Raw genomic sequence first — 16,917 nt, 5'->3', positions numbered from 1 at the left:
CGCTTCAGGCTCCCGTCTGCCCCCGGTTCCCCGCCCGTCCGCCGCCTCCGGCTCCCCGCCGGTCCGCTGCCTCCGGCTCCCGCCTGCCCCCGGCACCCCGCCCGCCGTCCCCGGCTCCCGTCTGCCCGCCGCCCCCGGCCCGCGCTGGCGGTGCCCCGGCATATCCTGAAGCCGAGTGGCCATCGGCTGACGAAGGGGTCCGAAGGTGCCGTCGATGCTCGATGCGGTCGTGGTGGGTGCGGGGCCGAACGGACTGACCGCAGCCGTGGAACTGGCCCGGCGCGGCTTCTCCGTGGCTCTGTTCGAGGCGTGCTCCAGCGTGGGCGGCGGCGCCCGCACCGAGGAGCTGACCCTGCCCGGCTTCCGGCACGACCCGTGCTCGGCCGCCCACCCCCTGGGGATCAACTCGCCCGCCTTCCGCGCCCTGCCCCTGGAGCGCTACGGCCTCGAATGGCTGCACGCCCGGCTGCCCATGGCGCACCCCTTCCCCGACGGCACCGCGGCCGTGCTCTCCCGCTCGGTCGCCGAGACCGCCGCCTCCTTCGGACCGCGCGACGCGGGGCCGTACCGGAGACTGGTCGAGCCGCTGCTCGCCCACTGGGACACCCTGGTGCGGGACTTCATGTCCCTGCCGCTGACCGCGCTGCCCCGCGACCCCGTCACCCTGGCCCGCTTCGGCCTCGCCGGGCTGCCGCCGTCCACCTGGCTGCTGCGCCGGTTCAGGGACGAGCGGGTCAAGGCCCTGTTCGCCGGGCTCGTCGCCCATGTGATGGCCCCGCTGGACGGGCTCGCCACCGGCGCCGTCGGCCTGGTCTTCGCGCTCGCCGCGCACGCCCGCGGCTGGCCGGTGGCCCGCGGCGGCTCCCAGGCCATCTCGGACGCGCTGGCGGCCTACCTCGCCGACCTCGGCGGCGCGATCCACACCGACTACGAGGTCAAACGCCTGGACGACCTGCCGCCCGCCCGCGCCTACGTCTTCGACACCTCGCCCGCCGCCGTCGCCCGCATCGCCGGCTTCGGCGGGTTCTACGACCGCTACCGCTACGGCCCCGGCGTCTTCAAGATCGACTACGCGCTGGACGGCCCGGTGCCCTGGACCGCCCCCGAGGCCCGCGTCGCCGGCACCGTCCAGATCGGCGCGAGCCAGGCCGAGATCGGCACCGCCCTGCGGGCCGCCTCGCGCGAGGGCCGCGCCCCCGAGAAGCCGTTCATGATCACCGTGCAGCCGAGTGTGGCCGACCCCGGCCGCGCCCCCGCGGGCAAGCACGTCTTCTGGGCGTACGGACATGTACCCAACGGCTGGTCCGGCGACCTCACCGACGCCATGGAGCGCCAGCTGGAGCGCTTCGCCCCCGGCTTCCGCGACCGCGTCCTCGCCCGCGCCGTCGCCGGCCCCGCCGAGATGGCCGCCCGCAACGCCAACTACGTGGGCGGCGACATCGCCTGCGGCGCCGCCTCCGGACTCCAGTTGCTGCTGCGGCCCCGGCCGACCCTGTTCCCGTACCACACCCCCCACCCGGCCGTCTTCATCTGCTCCTCGGCCACCCCACCCGGACCGGGCGTCCACGGCATGTCGGGCCACAACGCGGCGAAGGCCGTCTGGCGGAAACTGAGACAGACGTGACCTGCGGCGGGGGCCGGGGGAGAGAACCTGGCCCTCGGGCGGAGGCTGGGGGAGGCGACCTGGCCGCTGGCGGAGGCCGGGGGCGACCTGGCCACTGGCGGAGGCCGGGGGGCGGCCTGGCCCTCGGGCGGGGCTGGGAAAGGCGACCCGGCCTCCGGCGAAGACTGAGGCAGACGACGTGGTCTCCGGCGGAGGCCGGGACAGGCGGCCTGGCCTTCGGCGGAGGCTGCGGCAGACGTGACCTTTCGCGGAGGCCGGGGCAGAGGACCCGACCTCCGGCGGAGGCTGAGGCAGACACGACAGACATGGCATCCGGCGGAGGCTGAGGCGGTCATGACCGGCATCCTGCTCGTCCAGGGCGACATCACCCACCAGAGCGCCGACGCGATCGTCAACGCGGCCAACTCCTCGCTGCTCGGCGGCGGTGGCGTTGACGGCGCCATCCACCGCCGCGGCGGCCCCGAGATCCTCGCCGAGTGCCGCGCCCTGCGCGCCGCGCGCTACGGCCGGGGGCTGCCGACCGGACAGGCCGTCGCGACCACCGCCGGACGGCTCGACGCCCGCTGGGTGATCCATACCGTCGGACCGGTTCACAGCACGGCCGAGGACCGCTCGCCGCTGCTGGCCTCCTGCTACCGCGCGTCCCTGGCCGTCGCCGACACGCTCGGCGCCCGCACGGTGGCGTTTCCGGCCATCTCCACCGGCGTCTACCGCTGGCCGATGGCGGACGCCGCCCGGATCGCCGTGGAGACCGTCCGGTTGGTGGACACGGCCGTCGAGGAGGTCCGCTTCGTGCTGTTCGACTCGTCGGCGTACGAGGTGTTCGCCCGTCAGATCGGCTGATCCGGCCGCCCTTTCACGCCTCGCCGGCGTCCCCTTCGGGCAACTGCCTGACCCCTATCCGGAATTGTCCGGGCAGCAACGCGTAACCACCGCAACCCAGGCGGTGAGCAGGCTTGTTGGCGTGCCTCGGAGTGGCAAAGGTTCACCTAAGCGGGTGATAGCATCCCCGCGTCTGTGACCTTGGTCCCCTCGGCTCAGGCACCGCAGAAAACGGTTTCGGTCCGGTCCTCCGCGCGACCTGCCCGACCCTTTCGCGACCGGTCGTCCCGCACCGGTGGCGCGGTGCGCTTCCGCCAACGGCCGCAGGCTAACCGCCAGGAAAGGTTTCCATGATTCGAGACGCACTTGTCTGGTGCCTGGCTGTCGTCGCGGTGCTCGGCGTCGCCGCGGCCGTGGTCCTCAGTCGTCGCGCCAAGGCCATAGCGGCGAACAAGGACAGGTCCGAAGCCGCACTGACCCAGAGACTGAGCGAGGCCGACGGCCGGCTGGCCGCTTTACGAGCGGAGCTCCACCAGCACCGGGCCGACCACGCCAAGACCATCCAGGAAGCCGAGGAGGCGGCGGAGGACAGCACCAAGGCCGTACTCAAGGGCTCCGCCCGCTTCCTCCAGAGCCTCGCCGCCGAACAGCTCGCGCTGCTGGAGGAGATCCAGCGCAAGTACGGCGGCCACTCCGTCCTCGCCGACCTCCTCGAAGTCGGCCACGCCAACGCGCAGATGGCACGCAAGGCGCAGGGCATCGCGGTGATGTGCGGCGCCCCGCTGGGCCGCCGCAGCCGCGCCGCCAGCGTCTACGACGTGGTGCGCAGCGCCCAGGGGCAGATCCGCAACTTCCGGCGCGTGGAGATCATGCAGCAGACCGGCCTCGCGCTGAAGGCGTCGGCGGTCTCGCCCGTCGCCCTCGCCGTCGCCGAGCTGCTCGACAACGCTGCCAGCTTCTCCCAGCAGGGCTCGCCCATCGAGGTGACGTTCCAGCGGGTGCAGCGGAACCTGTGCATCGTCATCGACGACGCGGGCGTCGGCATGAACGACGAGGAGCGGCAGAAGGCCACCGCCCTGCTCTCCGGCCAGTACCGCCCCCGCCTCTCCCAGCTGGGCAACCAGCCCAAGTTCGGTTTCCCGGTGATCGGCCTGCTGTCCCAGCAGTACGGCTTCCGGGTGGACGTGACCGGCGTCTCCCGCTACGGCGGTGTGCGCGCGGTCGTGCTGCTGCCCGAGGAGCTGTGGACGGAGGAGGAGACGGCACCGGTGGATGAGGTCCAGCCCGTGATCGAGCAGCCCGGCGTTCCCGCCCGGCCCGAGCCGGTGGCGCGCACCGCGGGCGGTCTGCCCCGGCGCGGCGCCCGCCAGGTGCCCATCGCCAGCGTTCCCGACCAGGACACCGTCGGTCTGCCGCACCTCGCGGCGGAGGAGGACGCCGGCCGCGCGGCGGGCCGCAGCCTGGGTGCCTTCCAGCGCGGCACGCTCTCCGGCCGCAACCTCTCCGCGGCACCGTCCGAAGGGTCCGATGACACATGATCACAGACCTGTCGTGGATGCTAGAGGACATCGTGGCCAATGTGCCCAAGGCACGCCACGCCGTCCTGCTGTCCGCGGACGGCCTGCCCCGCGGGGCGACCGACGGCATGGCCCAGAAGGACGTGCGGACCATCTCCGCCGCCATGGCGGGCATGCAGTCGCTGAGCCGGGCCACCTCCCACTTCGCCGGGGACGGCCCGGACCGGCAGTGGAACCAGACCATCATCGAGTTCTCGCACGGCTGGATCTTCCTGATCGGCGCCGGGCAGGGCGCCTATCTCGCGGCGGCCGCGGCACCCGATGTCGACATGCAGCAGATCTCCTTCCGCATGCACCGGCTCGTCGCCCGGCTCGGCAACAACCTCACCTCGCCGCCACGGGTGCACGCCGACGAGGCCCCAGGGGAGCGCGCCCGGCGTGCCCCCGCCGGCCAGGAGACGGGCACCGGCATCCGGATCGCCGACCTGGACGAGGTGATCAGCGAGGTGCACGGCGCCCGGCACGCGGTCCTGCTGGGCGGTGACGGCCTGCCCCGCGGCGCCACCACCGGCATGAGCCAGGACCTGGCGGACACCATCTCCGCCGCGATGACCGGCATCCACGCCTACAGCAGGGCCACCGCCCAGTTCGCGGGCGTCCAGCCGGACGCGGCCTGGCGGCAGACGGTCATCGAGTTCCAGCACGGCTGGATCTTCCTGATCTCGGCCGGACGGGGCGCCTTCCTCGCCGCCGCGGCCCAGCACGACGCCGACATCGAGGAGTTCACCACCCGGCTGCACCGGGTCGTGCCCCGGCTCGGCGCCTATCTGTCCCCGCACGGGGAGGCGAGCCGCGCGTGAGTGACGAGCCCGACGAGGACCTGGAACTCACCGGCGCGTTAGTCCCGTTCTTCGTGATCACGAACGGACGCTCCCTGCCCCCGGAAGACGCCTACGGGCACACGACGCTCGTGTCCGCGAGCGAGCACGCCGCCACCACGGTGCGCACGCTCACCCCGGAGGCCCGGCAGGTGCTGGACCTGGTCATGGACGGCTTCCTGTCCGTGGCCGAGGTGGCCGCCCACACCCACCTGCCGCTGGGGGTCGTACGGATCCTCCTGGCCGAGCTGGAGGACAGCGGCCTGATCATCGCGCGGAAGCCGGTGCCTCGCGCGGAACGTGTCGACCGAGAAGTACTGAACGCCGTGCTCGACGGCCTCAGAGCCCGATTCGGAGCGTGATTCGTGTACCTGGACTCAGGTGTCCGTACGGCGGTGAAGGTGCTCGTGGTGGGGCACTTCGGGGTCGGCAAGACCACATGCATCGCCAGCATCTCCGAGATCGAGCCGCTGCGGACCGAAGAAGAGATCACCGAGGCCAGCGAGGGCTTCGACGATCTGTCGGGCACCCCCGACAAGACCACCACGACGGTCGCCATGGACTTCGGCCGTCTGACCATCAACGACGAGGTGGTGCTGTACCTCTTCGGCACCCCCGGCCAGGAACGCTTCAAGGAGATGTGGGAGGAGCTGTCCCGAGGTGCCCTCGGCGCGCTCGTCCTCGTCGATCCCGAGCGGCTGTCCGAGTCGTTCCCCATCCTCGACCTGGTCGAGCGGTTCGGGCTGACGTACGCCATCGGGGTCAACCACTTCGACGGCACGCCCGGCTACCCCCTCTCCGAGGTGCGCGAGGCCCTCAACCTGTCCGCGGACACCCCCGTCGTCCCCTGCGACGTCCGCAACGAGCAGTCGTCGGCCCACGCGCTGATCACCCTCGTGCACCACCTTCTCTCCCTCATCGACTAGGAGCCCCCCGCTCATGCAGCAGCGACCCGGCATAGAGCCGCCCCCCGGCTGCCCCGCACACGGAAACATCCCGCTCTACGGCCCCCGGTTCGGCTCCGACCCGGACGGCCACTACGCCTACCTGCGCAGCCTCGGCCCGAGCGCGCCGGTGGACATCGCGCCCGGCGTCGAGGTCGAGCTGGTCACCAGCTACGACGCCGCGCTCTACATCCTCCAGAACCCCGCCTCCTTCGTCCGCGACTCGCGGCGCTGGAACGCGCTGAACGAGGGCCGGGTGCCCGAGGACAGCCCCGCGCTGCCGATGCTGGCCTACCGGCCCAACGCGCTGTTCAGCGACGGCGCGGCGCACGCCCGGCTGCGTCAGGCCGTAACCGACTCGCTGGCCAGCGTCAACGAGCTCCAGCTGGTGCGCCAGACGCAGGCCTCGGCCGACTACCTGATCAGCCGCTTCAGCTCCGAGCGCATGGGCCAGGCCGAGCTGATGGCCGAGTACGCCCAGCCGCTGCCGCTGCTGGTCTTCAGCGACCTGTTCGGCTGCCCGCCGGAGATCGGCGACCGCGTCATCGCCGGCATCACCGGCATCTTCTCCGGCAGCAACGGCGCCGACCAACTGCTCGCCGAGGCGCTGAACGAGCTGATCGCGCTCAAGCGGCGCAACCCCGCCGAGGACCTGACGACGCGTCTGATGCAGCACTCTGCGCAGCTGACCGACGAAGAGGTGCTGCACCAGCTCGTCACCCTGCTGTCCGGCGGCACCACGCCGCTGTCCGCGGTGATCGGCACCGCGAGCGCGCTGATGCTCGGCGAGGAGTGGCAGTCGGGCCTGCCGGTCGAGGACGCCGTCACCCAGGTGCTGTGGAACTACGCGCCCATCGCCAACTACGCCGCCCACTACCCCACTCACGACGTGGAGCTGGGCGGCCGGGTGGTCAAGGCGAACGACCCGGTGCTGATCTCCTTCGCCGCGGCCAATACCGACCCCCGGCTCGCCGAGCACCGCGAACAGCTGAGCGCCAAGGCGCACTTGGCCTTCGGTGCGGGCCCGCACGCCTGCCCCGCCAAGGACCCGGCGTTCGTGATCGCGGTGACCGCCGTGGAGACGCTGCTGAACCGGCTTCCGGATGTCGAAGTCCGGATGCCCTTCAAGGACTTGAGCTGGGTCCCGGCGCCGTGGAGCCGCTCGCTGGTGGCGCTGCCGGTCCGCTTCACCCCGCGCATCGTGGTGCCCACGGCGGCACAGAAGGCGGAATCTCCGGCGGCGCCTTCCGGTAACCACGTCACGGTCGCACCCCGGCCGCCGATGGGCGGTGCCCCCAAGCCCAAGGCGGGCCTGTTCAGCCGCTTCCTGGCATGGACGCGGGGGGAGTGACGAAGGCAACTCGCCGCTCACATAGTCATTTTGTATATGCGTCAGAAGCGGAGGGTATGCATGCGGGCTGATGTCTAGATCAGAAAGGGTCATTGTGGAAACCATCGCCACTCAGCCCACCGACAGACGCCTCGCCATATCGCTGTTCCGCCGGCTGCGCACGCCCCAGGGCCAGGCCAATCCGTTTCCGGTCTACGCCGAACTGCGCAGCCGGGGGGCGGTGGCCCCCGCACCCTGGGGCGGCCACCTCGTGACCGGATTCGATCTCTGCGACCAGGTCGTGCGCAGCAGAGACTGGCTGGAGCCGGACGCCCGCTGGCGAGAACAGCAGGGCGACGGCACCCGCTGGACGGCCCCCTCCTCGCGGGAGATGAGCCGCACGCTGCCCGCCCTGAACCCTCCGGAGCACACCTGGGTGCGCCGCTCGGCCGGCATGTTCGACCGCGGTTCCCTGGACCAGATGCGCGGGATAACAGGGCAGTTCACCACCAAACTGCTCGACCATCTCGCCGAGCGGCTGGGCGACGGCGAGGCCGACCTGAACGAACTGGTCGCCGAGGAACTGCCGGTCGCCGTCATCGGCCACTGGCTGGGCCTGCCCACCGCCGATCACCCCCGGCTGCGCGAGCTGACCCACGACCAGGTGTTCACCCAGGAACTACTGCCCTCCGCCAGCCAGTTGGCGCTGTCGGACGCGGCCACCGCCGAACTGCGCGCCTACTTCACCGACCTGGTCCGCGAGCGGCGCGCCCGTCCGGGCGACGACCCGGTCTCCCGCTGGATCACGCTGTGGGACGGCATGGAGAGCGACCGGGACAAGGCCGACGAAGCCGTCTACTTCCTCGCCCTGTTCGTGCTCCTGGCCGCCCTGGAGACCACGACCACCCTGCTGTCCACCACCGTCCTGCTGCTCCTGGAACACCCCCGCCAGTGGGACCGGCTCACCGTCCAGCCCGATCTGGTGCCGGCCGCCGTCGAGGAGTCGCTGCGCTACGACCCGCCCACCCATGTCATCAGCCGCGTCTCCTCCCGCGACTGCGAACTGGGGGGCGTGGAGATCGGCAAGGACGAGATGGTCCACCTGCTGATCGGCGCGGCCCACCGCGACCCGGCCAAGCACGAGGACCCCGAACTGTTCAACATGCACCGCAAGCCCGCCCACCTCGCCTTCAGCGGCGGCATCCACTACTGCCTCGGCGCGCCGCTGGCCCGCCTGGAGGCCCAGACCCTCCTCCACCAGCTGGTCACGCGCTTCCCGCGGCTCACCCTGGTCCGCCGCCCGACCTGGGCCCCGCGCGTGGCCTTCAGACGACTGCTGAACCTGGACGTCACCCTCGCATGACCGACATGACTGATATACCCGTAACGGCCCCTCAGGCCGGCCCCCACCTCCCCTGCGCCACCACCGCGATCCAGGCGGACCTCGACGGACCCGTGCTGCGCATCCGGCTCGGCGCCACCCCGACGGACGACACCTTCACGGTCGCCGTCCTCGACGACCTCCTCGCCGTCCTGCACGCCCTCCACGACCGGCCGGACATCCGCGTCCTGCTGCTGACCGGGGCGGGCGACGACTTCAACCTGGGCGCCGAGCGCACCGAGTTCCAGACGGCCCTGGCACACGACCCCACCGGCACCGCCCTGCGTCGCATGAACGACAAGGCGCTGCGCGTGTGCGAGGCCCTGGAGACCACCCACGCCATCACCATCGCGCGGCTGCACGGCCGGGTGATCGGCGCGGGCCTCGCCCTCGCCTCCTACTGCGACCTGCGCGCGGGCGCCGACGACTGCCGGTTCCGCATGCCCGAGGTCGCCCTCGGCCTGCCCCCGGCCTGGGGCGGCGCCATGGGCCGGCTGATCGCCGAGGCCGGCATCTCGCACATCCGCGAACTCATGCTCACCGGCGAGAACTTCGACGCGGCCGCCGCCCAGCGGCTCGGCCTGCTGCACAAGGTCGCCCCCCGCGACGGCCTGGACGCGGCGGTCGACTCCTGGATCAGGCCACTGCTGCGGCGCACGCCCGAGGCGCTGGTCCTCACCAAGCGCATGCTGAACGGCTATGCGCGAGCCGCCCGCACCGCCGACGTGGGCCTGCTCGACGCCCATCTGCTCAGCGCCCAGCTGAGCCTGGCCGGGGCCGACCGACCGGCCCCGCCCGCCACCCCGGCCGCTTCCTGACCGGGCCCGGCCCCGTCCCCGCCGTGACGGGGCCGGCACGCTCCGACGACGAGCAAGCAAGCGGGCAAGCGAACAAGCGAGCAAGTGAACAAGCGAGCAACAGGCCGCCGCGGGGCCCGCGCGCGGCACGCCCGCGCCCCCGTGGCATCATCGGCCGGGGCCGGGACCCCCGGCCGGCAGCCACCGCAGAATCCGGCAGCCACCGCAGCGCCCGAGCCGCAAGGAGACCGATGAACCCCGCCGTCACCGCCCCGGCCACGGTGGGCACCGCCCTGCTGGACGACTTCTCGCTGGAGATGACCGGCAAGGACGTGCCCGCCCTGGAGGAGGCGCGGGGCAGCATCCCGCAGGGCACCCGGATCAACGTCACCTTCCTCGCGGGCGAGGACCACGCCACCCGGCTCGCCGCCGCCCGCGCGGTCCGCCGCCTCGGCTTCGTCCCCGTGCCCCACATCTCCGCCCGCCGGCTGCCCTCGTCCGCAGCCCTGGAGAAGTTCCTCGCGGCCCTCGCCGAGGACGGCACCGCGGACAACGTCTTCGTCGTCGGCGGCGACCCGGCCCGCCCCGAGGGGCCGTACGAGGACGCCCTCGCCGTCATCCGCACCGGACTGCTGGAGCGGTACGGCGTGCGCCACATCGGCATCAGCGGCTACCCCGAGGGCCACCCCGCGATAAGCGGCCCCGCGCTGTGGTCGGCGCTCACCGACAAGGCCGCCGCCATCGACGCGGGCCCCTTCACCGGCGACGTGATCACCCAGTTCGGCTTCGACGCCGAGCCGGTCCTCGACTGGCTGGCCGCCGTCCGCGCCCGCGGCGTCCACCTCCCCGTGCGCATCGGCGTCCCCGGCCCCGCCGGCATCCGCCGCCTCGTCGGCTACGCCACCCGCTTCGGCGTCAGCACCAGCGCCTCCGTCGCCCGCAAGTACGGCTTCTCGCTGACCAACCTGCTGGGCACGGCGGGCCCCGACCGCTTCCTGCACACACTGGGCGAACGGTACGACCCCGCGCGCCACGGCGTCGTCAAGGTGCACTTCTACACGTTCGGCGGGCTGCGCACCACGGCGGAATGGGCCGGCGGCTTCCGCGAGCGGACCCGGTAAAAGCCACCGCGAAGCCGGTCAAGGCCCCGCCGACCCGGTCAAGGCCCCCGCTGACCCGGTGAGGGCCGCCGCGAAGCCGACAGAGGTCGCGCGGAGCCGGCAAAGGCCCCCGCGGGCCCCTCCCGGCCCCCGGCCTACGTGTCGGAATTCCGCCAGCGCCGCGCCCCCGCGCTGGCCATCCTGGAGGCATGCAGACAGCGACGCACCTCGACCGGGAGCATTGCGTGCGCGCCGTGCAGTCCAAGGACGCGCGGTTCGACGGATGGTTCTACACGGCCGTGCTGACCACCCGGATCTACTGCCGGCCCAGCTGCCCCGTCGTCCCGCCCAAGCCCCGGAACATGACGTTCTACCCGAGCGCGGCCGCCTGCCAGCAGGCCGGGTTCCGCGCCTGCAAGCGCTGCCGCCCCGACACCAGCCCCGGCTCCCCGGAATGGAATCAGCGCGCCGACCTGGTGGCCCGCGCCATGCGCCTGATCGCCGACGGCGTCGTGGACCGCGAGGGCGTGCCCGGTCTCGCCGCCCGGCTCGGCTACAGCACCCGCCAGGTCGAGCGGCAGCTCCTCGCCGAGCTGGGCGCGGGGCCCCTCGCGCTGGCCCGCGCCCAGCGCGCCCAGACCGCGCGGCTGCTCGTCGAGACCACCGCGCTGCCCATGGCCCAGATCGCCTTCGCGGCCGGTTTCTCCTCCATCCGCGCCTTCAACGACACCGTCCGCGAGGTCTACGCGCTCACCCCGAGCGAGCTGCGCCGCCGCGTGCCGGCCGGCCGCGCGCCGGGCGACAGCACTCCGGGCACCCTGTGCCTGCGGCTGCCGTTCCGCGCCCCGCTCAACCCGGCCAACCTCTTCGGCCACCTCGCCGCCACCGCCGTACCCGGCGTCGAGGAGTGGCGGGACGGCGCCTACCGCCGCACCCTCCGGCTGCCGTACGGCCACGGGATCGCCGCGCTCTCCCCCCGCCCCGACCACATCGCCTGCCGCCTCACCCTCAGCGACCTGCGCGATCTGGCCGTGGCCATCGCCCGCTGCCGGCGGCTGCTCGACCTGGACGCCGACCCGGTCGCCGTCGACGACCGGCTGCGCACCGACGCGCTGCTCGCCCCGCTGGTCGACAAGGCACCGGGCCGCCGGGTGCCGCGCACGGTGGACGAGGCCGAGTTCGCGGTACGGGCCGTGCTCGGACAGCAGGTCTCCACGGCCGCCGCCCGCACCCACGCGGCCCGCCTGGTCATCGCGCACGGCAAACCCCTGGACGACCCCGAGGGCGGCCTCACCCATCTCTTCCCCGCGCCCGCGACACTGGCCGCCATCGACCCCGAGACCCTGGCGATGCCCCGCACCCGGCGCACCACCTTCACCACTCTGGTGGGTCAACTCGCCGACGGTACACTCCACTTGGGGGTGGAATCCGACTGGTCCGAGGCCCGTGCCCGGCTGCTCGCGCTGCCCGGCTTCGGACCCTGGACGGCCGACGTCATCGCCATGCGCGCCCTCGGCGACCCGGACGCCTTCCTCCCCACCGACCTCGGTATCCGCCGCGCGGCGGGCGACCTGGGGCTGCCGTCCACCGCCGCCGCGCTCACCACCCGCGCCGAGGCATGGCGCCCGTGGCGGGCGTACGCGGTGCAGTATCTGTGGGCGACCGACAGCCACCCGATCAACTTCCTTCCCGTGTAAGAAGGTTCTGCGTAAGAAGGTTCTGCCATGATCTGCCACACCGTGACCGACAGCCCGTACGGCGAGCTGACCATGGTCGCCGCCGACGGCGCCCTGAGCGGCCTCTACATGACCAGCCAGCGGCACCGCCCGCCCGAGGAGAGCTTCGGCCCCCGCGACGACTCCCCGCGCTGCTTCGGCGCCGCGCGAGAACAGCTGGAGGCTTACTACGCGGGCGAGTTGCGCGAGTTCACCCTCGAACTCAACCTGCGCGGAACCCCGTTCCAGCGCCGCGTCTGGGAGCAGCTCACCCGCATCCCGTACGGCGAGACACGCACCTACGGCCAACTCGCCGACGCCCTCGGCAATCCCGGCGCCTCCCGCGCCGTCGGCCTCGCCAACGGCCGCAACCCCATCAGCATCATCGTGCCCTGCCACCGCGTCGTCGGCAGCGACGGCAGCCTCACCGGCTACGGCGGCGGCCTGGAGCGCAAGCGCCGCCTGCTGGACTTCGAACGCGGCGCATCGCTGTTCTGACTCAGCCCGCCGCGTCCCCGGCCAGCGTGGCGAGCAGCCGGGGCAGCGCGGTGCCGATGGGCTCGCGGATCACCGCGTCCGCCCGGTCGTCGTACGGCGTCGGTTCCGCGTTGACGATGATCAGGCGGGCGCCGTGGTCGGCGGCGACGCCCGCGAGGCCGGCGGCGGGCTGGACCTGGAGGCTGCTGCCGACGGCGATGAACACCTGGCACGCCTTGGTGACGGCGACGGCCTGACCGAGCACCATCGGGTCGAGGTGCTCGCCGAACATCACGGTGGCGGACTTCAGGATGCCGCCGCACTCCCGGCACCGCGGGTCGTCCTCACCGGCGTCCAGCCGCTCCAGGGCGTCCTCCATCGGGCCCCGCGCGTGACACTGAGTGCACACGAACTCCCGCGCGGTGCCGTGCAGTTCGAGCACCTTGCGGGCGGGAAGCCCGGCGAGCTGGTGCAGCCCGTCCACATTCTGCGTGATCACCCGCACCGGCACCCCGGACCGCTCCAGCTCGGCGACGGCCCGGTGCGCGGCGTTCGGCTCGGCCTCCAGCGCCCGGTTGGCGCGCCGCATCCGCCAGGACCGCCGCCGGATCTCCGGATCGCCCATGTAGTACTCGTAGGTGACGAGCTTCTCGGCCTCGGGGTCCTGCCGCCACAGCCCGTTGGGGCCCCGGTAGTCGGGGATTCCCGAGTCGGTCGAGATACCTGCGCCACTGAGAATGGCCACGAGAGGCTTGCCCATGGGGCCGAGGGTAGGGCGCGGGGCCGGGCGGAGCGAATGGATATCGGCGCGCCGGGCCCCGGCACCGGCAGCGCCGTACAGGTCGGCACAAGCGCCGTACGGGTAAGTCCGCCCAGTGGTCAGTCCACCCGGTAGCCGTTCTCCAGCTCGGCCGGGCCGCGGCCGTCGGCGAGGACGTCCAGGGCGGCGAGGACGCGGCGGCCGAGGGCACCGGGGAGGTGCGCGGCGAGTTCCCCGCGCGGGACCAGCCGCCAGGACAGCAGCTCCTCCTCCTGGAGCCGGATCGCGCCCAGCTCGTCGTCCGTGAGCACCCCGCCGTCGTACACGTACGCCACCAGCGGCGGCCGCCCCGTGCCCGGCACCCAGTCCACGGCGAGCAGCCGCCCGAGTGGCCGGTCGAGCCCGATCTCCTCCAGCGTCTCCCGCCGGGCCCCCTGCCGGGGCGTCTCCCCGCGGTCCGACTCCACCGTCCCGCCCGGAAGGCCCCAGCCCTCGCGGTAGTTGGGCTCGACCAGCAGCACGCGGCCGGCTCCGTCCCGGAAGAGCGCGGCCGCCCCGGCGAGGACCCTGGGCAACCCGGCGATGTACGCGGCGTAGTCAGCGGTGGAGGTCATGCGGCAAGGGTATCCAGCCGGGTCCGGGCTATGGACCGGCCCGCGCCAGGCGCGCGGTGCGTTCGGCCAGCGCGCTGATCCGCGCCCCGTCGAAGCCGAACACCGCGCTGCGGACCGTGTCCTGGAGCGGGTCCTTCCAGTGGCCGGGCAGGGCGGCGGCGCCGGTGCGGACGCCGGCCACCGAGCCCGCCGTCGCCCCGTTGGAGTCGGTGTCCAGACCGCCGCGCACGGTGAGCGCGAGGGTGCGGGTGAAGTCGTCGTCGCCGTACAGCAGCCCCGCGGTGAGGACGGCCGCGTTCGGGACGGTGTGGATCCAGCCCCCGGCGCTCTCCCCGGTCGCGGTGTCCACGGTGTCCGCCCAGCCCAGCCCGGCCTCGTGCAGCGCCAGGACGCGCCGCACGGTACGGGCGAGGCGGCTGCTCGCCGGGATGGTGCCGAGTGCCTCGTCCAGTGCGGCCCGCACGGTCGGCGCGGTGAAGGCGGCGGCGATCAGCGCGGCCGCGAACATGGCGCCGTAGACACCGTTGCCGGTGTGCGACAGCACGGCGTCGCGGCGGGCCAGCAGGGCCGCGCGGGCGGGATCACCGGGGCAGACCCAGCCGAACACGTCCGCGCGGATCAGGGCGCCGATCCACTCCTGGTACGGGTTGTCGTACGTCGCCGTCAGCGGCGGCCGCAGCCCGTTCGCCAGATTGCGGTACGCCGCCCGTTCCGCGGTGAAGGTCTGGAGGTACGGCAGCCGCAGCAGCCACAGCCCGCCGACGTCCTCGGTGCTGAAGCCGAGGCCGCGGCTCTCCAGCAGGTGCAGCCCGAGGACCGTGTAGTCGACGTCGTCGTCACGGCAGCTGCCGTGGATCCCGCCGCGGACGCAGGAGCGCCACTCGGGGCGCAGCGCGGCGGCGTCGGCCGGGTCGGCGGGCTCGGGCAGGTAGTCGGTGAGCGGCAGCGCGCCGCACCGGCCGAGGTACCGGTCGATGCGCTTGCGGGTCCACACCTCGCCCTGCTCGACCGGCTTGCCGAGCATGTTGCCCGCGATCCGCCCGAGCCAGCCGCCGTGGATCCGGTCGCCGAGACCGGTGGGTAGGGGGCGCTCACTGCTCATGCCGGCCGTCTACCCCTTTTCCCCGTCCTGCCCTTCTCCTGCTCCGGTCCGGCTCAGCCCGTGGCCGGGGCATGACGGGGAGGGGACGCTGAGGTTAGGGTCGCAGCGGCGCGACTGGTCCCGACGTGTGCGGGGCCCGGAGAGCAAGGGGATGGCAAGGTGGCGCAAGCTGTGGGTGAGAGCCGTCGGGTACTCATCGCCGCGGACAAGTTCAAGGGCTCGCTGACGGCCGTGCAGGTCGCCGAGCGGGTGACGGCCGGGCTGCGGCGGGTGGTGCCGGATCTGGAGGTCGAGGCGCTGCCGGTGGCGGACGGTGGCGACGGGACGGTCGCGGCGGCGGTCGCGGCCGGGTTCGAGCGCCGCGAGGTGGCGGTGACCGGGCCGCTGGGGGAGCCGGTGACGGCGGCGTTCGCGCTGCGCGACGGCACCGCGGTGGTCGAGATGGCCGAGGCGAGCGGGCTGCACCGGCTGCCGGCCGGCGTCTTCGCCCCGCTGACCGCCTCCACGTGCGGCTCCGGGGAACTGCTGCGGGCCGCGCTGGACGCCGGCGCGCGGACGATCGTGTTCGGCGTCGGGGGCAGCGCCACGACGGACGGCGGCGCGGGGATGCTGGCGGCGCTCGGGGCGCGGTTCCTGGGGGCGGACGGTGAGCCGGTGCCACCGGGCGGCGGCGGCCTCGCGGCACTGGCCCGCGCCGACCTCTCCGGCCTGGACCCCCGCCTCTCCTCGGTCTCCCTGGTGCTGGCCAGCGACGTCGACAACCCGCTGACCGGGCCGAAGGGCGCGCCCGCGGTGTACGGCCCGCAGAAGGGGGCTTCGCCGGAGGACGTACGAACGCTGGACGCGGCGCTCGGGCACTACGTGAAGGTGCTGGAGGCGTCGGCCGGGGTGCGGGCGGCGGAGTACGCGGTGGCGCCGGGCGCGGGGGCGGCGGGCGGCATCGGCTACGGCGCGCTGCTGCTCGGCGCGCGGTTCCGGCCCGGCATCGAGATCATGCTCGACGTCCTCGGCTTCGCGCCCGCCCTCGCCCGCGCGTCCCTGGTGATCACCGGCGAGGGCTCCCTGGACGAGCAGACGCTGCACGGCAAGGCACCGGCGGGGGTGGCGTCGGCGGCGCGGGCGGCGGGGAAGCCGGTGGTGGCGGTGTGCGGACGCCTGGCGTTGCCGGAGGCGGCCCTGCACTCGGCCGGCATCAGCCGCGCGTACGCTCTCACCTCCGCCGAGCCCGACATCTCCCGCTGCATCGCGAACGCCGGCCCCATCCTGGAACGCATCGCCTCCGGCATCGCGGAGGACCTCCTGCTGTAACCCCCTATCGCCCACCCACCCACCCGAATCTGTCGGCTGGAGGGCGGGCGTAGAGGGTTTGGCCAGCTGAGGGGGGAGCAGGCTCGGTCGGCTGGGGAGGAGCGCAGGGGCCGCGGCTGGGGGGTGGGCGTCGCGGCGGGGGGCTCCTCCGCCGAAACGGTCGGCGGGAGATGCAGCCAGCTCGGTCCGTTATGGGTGAGGCGCCGGGGGTCTCCACCGTGTCTGTCGGCTGGGGAGCGCGGGCGCAGGAGGCTCGTTCTGCCGGGTGGCGCGTCTTGCGGGGGTTCTGGAGGCTCCTGCGTAAACGGTCGGGGGGAGCAGGCTTGGTCCGTTGTGGGTGGGGCGCCGGGGGGTTTCCGCCGTGTCTGTCGGCTGGGGGAGCGCGGGCGCAGAAGGCTCGTTCTGCCGGGTGGCGCGTCTTGCGGGGATTTTGGAGGCTCCTGCGTAAACGGGCGGGGGGTGCCTCTATGTCCTTCGTCAAGCGAGGCGTGGGGTTCTGGGTTCGTAGAAGGTTCCGTCGCGGAGCATGGCGAACAAGACGCTGATGC

16 protein-coding genes are annotated in these 16,917 nt (G+C 73.4%); 13 read left to right on the top strand and 3 right to left on the bottom strand.

Going from position 1 to position 16,917, the window contains the following annotated elements; translation table 11 throughout:
• Nucleotides 1-205 precede the first annotated feature (205 nt).
• From AC069R_RS25475 to AC069R_RS25420, 12 genes are all read left to right on the top strand, one after another.
• A complete protein-coding gene (locus AC069R_RS25475; RefSeq protein WP_478769135.1) occupies nucleotides 206-1,624 on the top strand; it encodes a phytoene desaturase family protein in 1,419 nt (472 codons plus the stop codon).
• A gap of 333 nt (nucleotides 1,625-1,957) precedes the next feature.
• Nucleotides 1,958-2,467 carry an O-acetyl-ADP-ribose deacetylase gene (locus tag AC069R_RS25470; protein WP_478769134.1) on the top strand — a complete coding sequence of 170 codons (510 nt, stop codon included), beginning with the start codon at nucleotides 1,958-1,960 and terminating at the stop codon, nucleotides 2,465-2,467.
• A 329-nt stretch (nucleotides 2,468-2,796) separates the two neighbouring features.
• Nucleotides 2,797-3,984 carry an ATP-binding protein gene (locus AC069R_RS25465; RefSeq protein WP_478769133.1) on the top strand — a complete coding sequence of 396 codons (1,188 nt, stop codon included), beginning with the start codon at nucleotides 2,797-2,799 and terminating at the stop codon, nucleotides 3,982-3,984.
• Complete coding sequence (locus AC069R_RS25460; protein ID WP_478769132.1) at nucleotides 3,981-4,823, top strand: roadblock/LC7 domain-containing protein; 843 nt, start codon at nucleotides 3,981-3,983, stop codon at nucleotides 4,821-4,823. The genes AC069R_RS25465 and AC069R_RS25460 overlap by 4 nt, the downstream gene beginning before the upstream one ends.
• Entirely contained in the window at nucleotides 4,820-5,203 is a 384-nt protein-coding gene (locus AC069R_RS25455) for a DUF742 domain-containing protein (protein ID WP_478769131.1), read from the top strand. The genes AC069R_RS25460 and AC069R_RS25455 overlap by 4 nt, the downstream gene beginning before the upstream one ends.
• A gap of 3 nt (nucleotides 5,204-5,206) precedes the next feature.
• Nucleotides 5,207-5,767 carry a GTP-binding protein gene (locus AC069R_RS25450; protein ID WP_285552514.1) on the top strand — a complete coding sequence of 187 codons (561 nt, stop codon included), beginning with the start codon at nucleotides 5,207-5,209 and terminating at the stop codon, nucleotides 5,765-5,767.
• Between the two features lie 13 nt (nucleotides 5,768-5,780).
• Nucleotides 5,781-7,136: a cytochrome P450 family protein gene (locus tag AC069R_RS25445; protein WP_478769130.1), complete on the top strand. Its 1,356-nt coding sequence runs from the start codon at nucleotides 5,781-5,783 to the stop codon at nucleotides 7,134-7,136.
• A gap of 70 nt (nucleotides 7,137-7,206) precedes the next feature.
• Nucleotides 7,207-8,478 carry a cytochrome P450 gene (locus AC069R_RS25440; protein WP_478769129.1) on the top strand — a complete coding sequence of 424 codons (1,272 nt, stop codon included), beginning with the start codon at nucleotides 7,207-7,209 and terminating at the stop codon, nucleotides 8,476-8,478.
• A 5-nt stretch (nucleotides 8,479-8,483) separates the two neighbouring features.
• Entirely contained in the window at nucleotides 8,484-9,314 is an 831-nt protein-coding gene (locus tag AC069R_RS25435) for an enoyl-CoA hydratase/isomerase family protein (RefSeq protein ID WP_478769128.1), read from the top strand.
• A gap of 230 nt (nucleotides 9,315-9,544) precedes the next feature.
• Nucleotides 9,545-10,414, top strand: a complete 870-nt coding sequence (locus AC069R_RS25430) for a methylenetetrahydrofolate reductase (RefSeq protein WP_478769127.1) — start codon at nucleotides 9,545-9,547, stop codon at nucleotides 10,412-10,414.
• Between the two features lie 188 nt (nucleotides 10,415-10,602).
• Nucleotides 10,603-12,090 (top strand): AlkA N-terminal domain-containing protein, encoded by a 1,488-nt coding sequence (locus tag AC069R_RS25425; RefSeq protein WP_478769126.1) that lies wholly within the window; start codon nucleotides 10,603-10,605, stop codon nucleotides 12,088-12,090.
• A gap of 27 nt (nucleotides 12,091-12,117) precedes the next feature.
• The gene (locus tag AC069R_RS25420) at nucleotides 12,118-12,606 is read left to right on the top strand and encodes a methylated-DNA--[protein]-cysteine S-methyltransferase (protein ID WP_478769125.1); all 489 of its coding nucleotides are present in this window, start codon (nucleotides 12,118-12,120) and stop codon (nucleotides 12,604-12,606) included.
• 1 nt (nucleotide 12,607) lies between these two features.
• Here the strand turns inward: AC069R_RS25420 and AC069R_RS25415 are convergent, their stop codons facing one another.
• The 3 genes from AC069R_RS25415 to AC069R_RS25405 all read right to left on the bottom strand — a co-directional run bounded on the left by AC069R_RS25415 (nucleotide 12,608) and on the right by AC069R_RS25405 (nucleotide 15,061).
• Nucleotides 12,608-13,345, bottom strand: coding sequence for an SIR2 family NAD-dependent protein deacylase (locus AC069R_RS25415; protein WP_478769124.1), 738 nt, complete (start codon nucleotides 13,343-13,345; stop codon nucleotides 12,608-12,610).
• 119 nt (nucleotides 13,346-13,464) lie between these two features.
• Entirely contained in the window at nucleotides 13,465-13,959 is a 495-nt protein-coding gene (locus tag AC069R_RS25410; protein WP_478769123.1) for an NUDIX domain-containing protein, read from the bottom strand.
• 28 nt (nucleotides 13,960-13,987) lie between these two features.
• On the bottom strand, nucleotides 13,988-15,061 hold the full coding sequence (locus tag AC069R_RS25405; RefSeq protein WP_478769122.1) for an ADP-ribosylglycohydrolase family protein: 1,074 nt from the start codon (nucleotides 15,059-15,061) through the stop codon (nucleotides 13,988-13,990).
• Between the two features lie 171 nt (nucleotides 15,062-15,232).
• Here AC069R_RS25405 and AC069R_RS25400 point away from each other — a divergent pair, with 171 nt between their 5' ends.
• The gene (locus AC069R_RS25400; RefSeq protein WP_478769121.1) at nucleotides 15,233-16,369 is read left to right on the top strand and encodes a glycerate kinase; all 1,137 of its coding nucleotides are present in this window, start codon (nucleotides 15,233-15,235) and stop codon (nucleotides 16,367-16,369) included.
• Nucleotides 16,370-16,917: the final 548 nt, after the last annotated feature.

Source organism: Streptomyces sp. NPDC043952, from assembly GCF_056435325.1.
Note: the sequence above shows the minus strand (reverse complement) of the source record. Positions and strands in the feature narration are given on the sequence as shown.

Coding starts and splice junctions, on each gene's coding strand:
- AC069R_RS25465 (WP_478769133.1), top strand. CDS start 2,797: ATGATTCGAGACGCACTTGTCTGGTGCCTGGCTGTCGTCGCGGTGCTC.
- AC069R_RS25415 (WP_478769124.1), bottom strand. CDS start 13,345: ATGGGCAAGCCTCTCGTGGCCATTCTCAGTGGCGCAGGTATCTCGACC.
- AC069R_RS25435 (WP_478769128.1), top strand. CDS start 8,484: ATGACTGATATACCCGTAACGGCCCCTCAGGCCGGCCCCCACCTCCCC.
- AC069R_RS25420 (WP_478769125.1), top strand. CDS start 12,118: ATGATCTGCCACACCGTGACCGACAGCCCGTACGGCGAGCTGACCATG.
- AC069R_RS25430 (WP_478769127.1), top strand. CDS start 9,545: ATGAACCCCGCCGTCACCGCCCCGGCCACGGTGGGCACCGCCCTGCTG.
- AC069R_RS25405 (WP_478769122.1), bottom strand. CDS start 15,061: ATGAGCAGTGAGCGCCCCCTACCCACCGGTCTCGGCGACCGGATCCAC.
- AC069R_RS25470 (WP_478769134.1), top strand. CDS start 1,958: ATGACCGGCATCCTGCTCGTCCAGGGCGACATCACCCACCAGAGCGCC.
- AC069R_RS25425 (WP_478769126.1), top strand. CDS start 10,603: ATGCAGACAGCGACGCACCTCGACCGGGAGCATTGCGTGCGCGCCGTG.
- AC069R_RS25460 (WP_478769132.1), top strand. CDS start 3,981: ATGATCACAGACCTGTCGTGGATGCTAGAGGACATCGTGGCCAATGTG.
- AC069R_RS25445 (WP_478769130.1), top strand. CDS start 5,781: ATGCAGCAGCGACCCGGCATAGAGCCGCCCCCCGGCTGCCCCGCACAC.
- AC069R_RS25440 (WP_478769129.1), top strand. CDS start 7,207: ATGTCTAGATCAGAAAGGGTCATTGTGGAAACCATCGCCACTCAGCCC.
- AC069R_RS25410 (WP_478769123.1), bottom strand. CDS start 13,959: ATGACCTCCACCGCTGACTACGCCGCGTACATCGCCGGGTTGCCCAGG.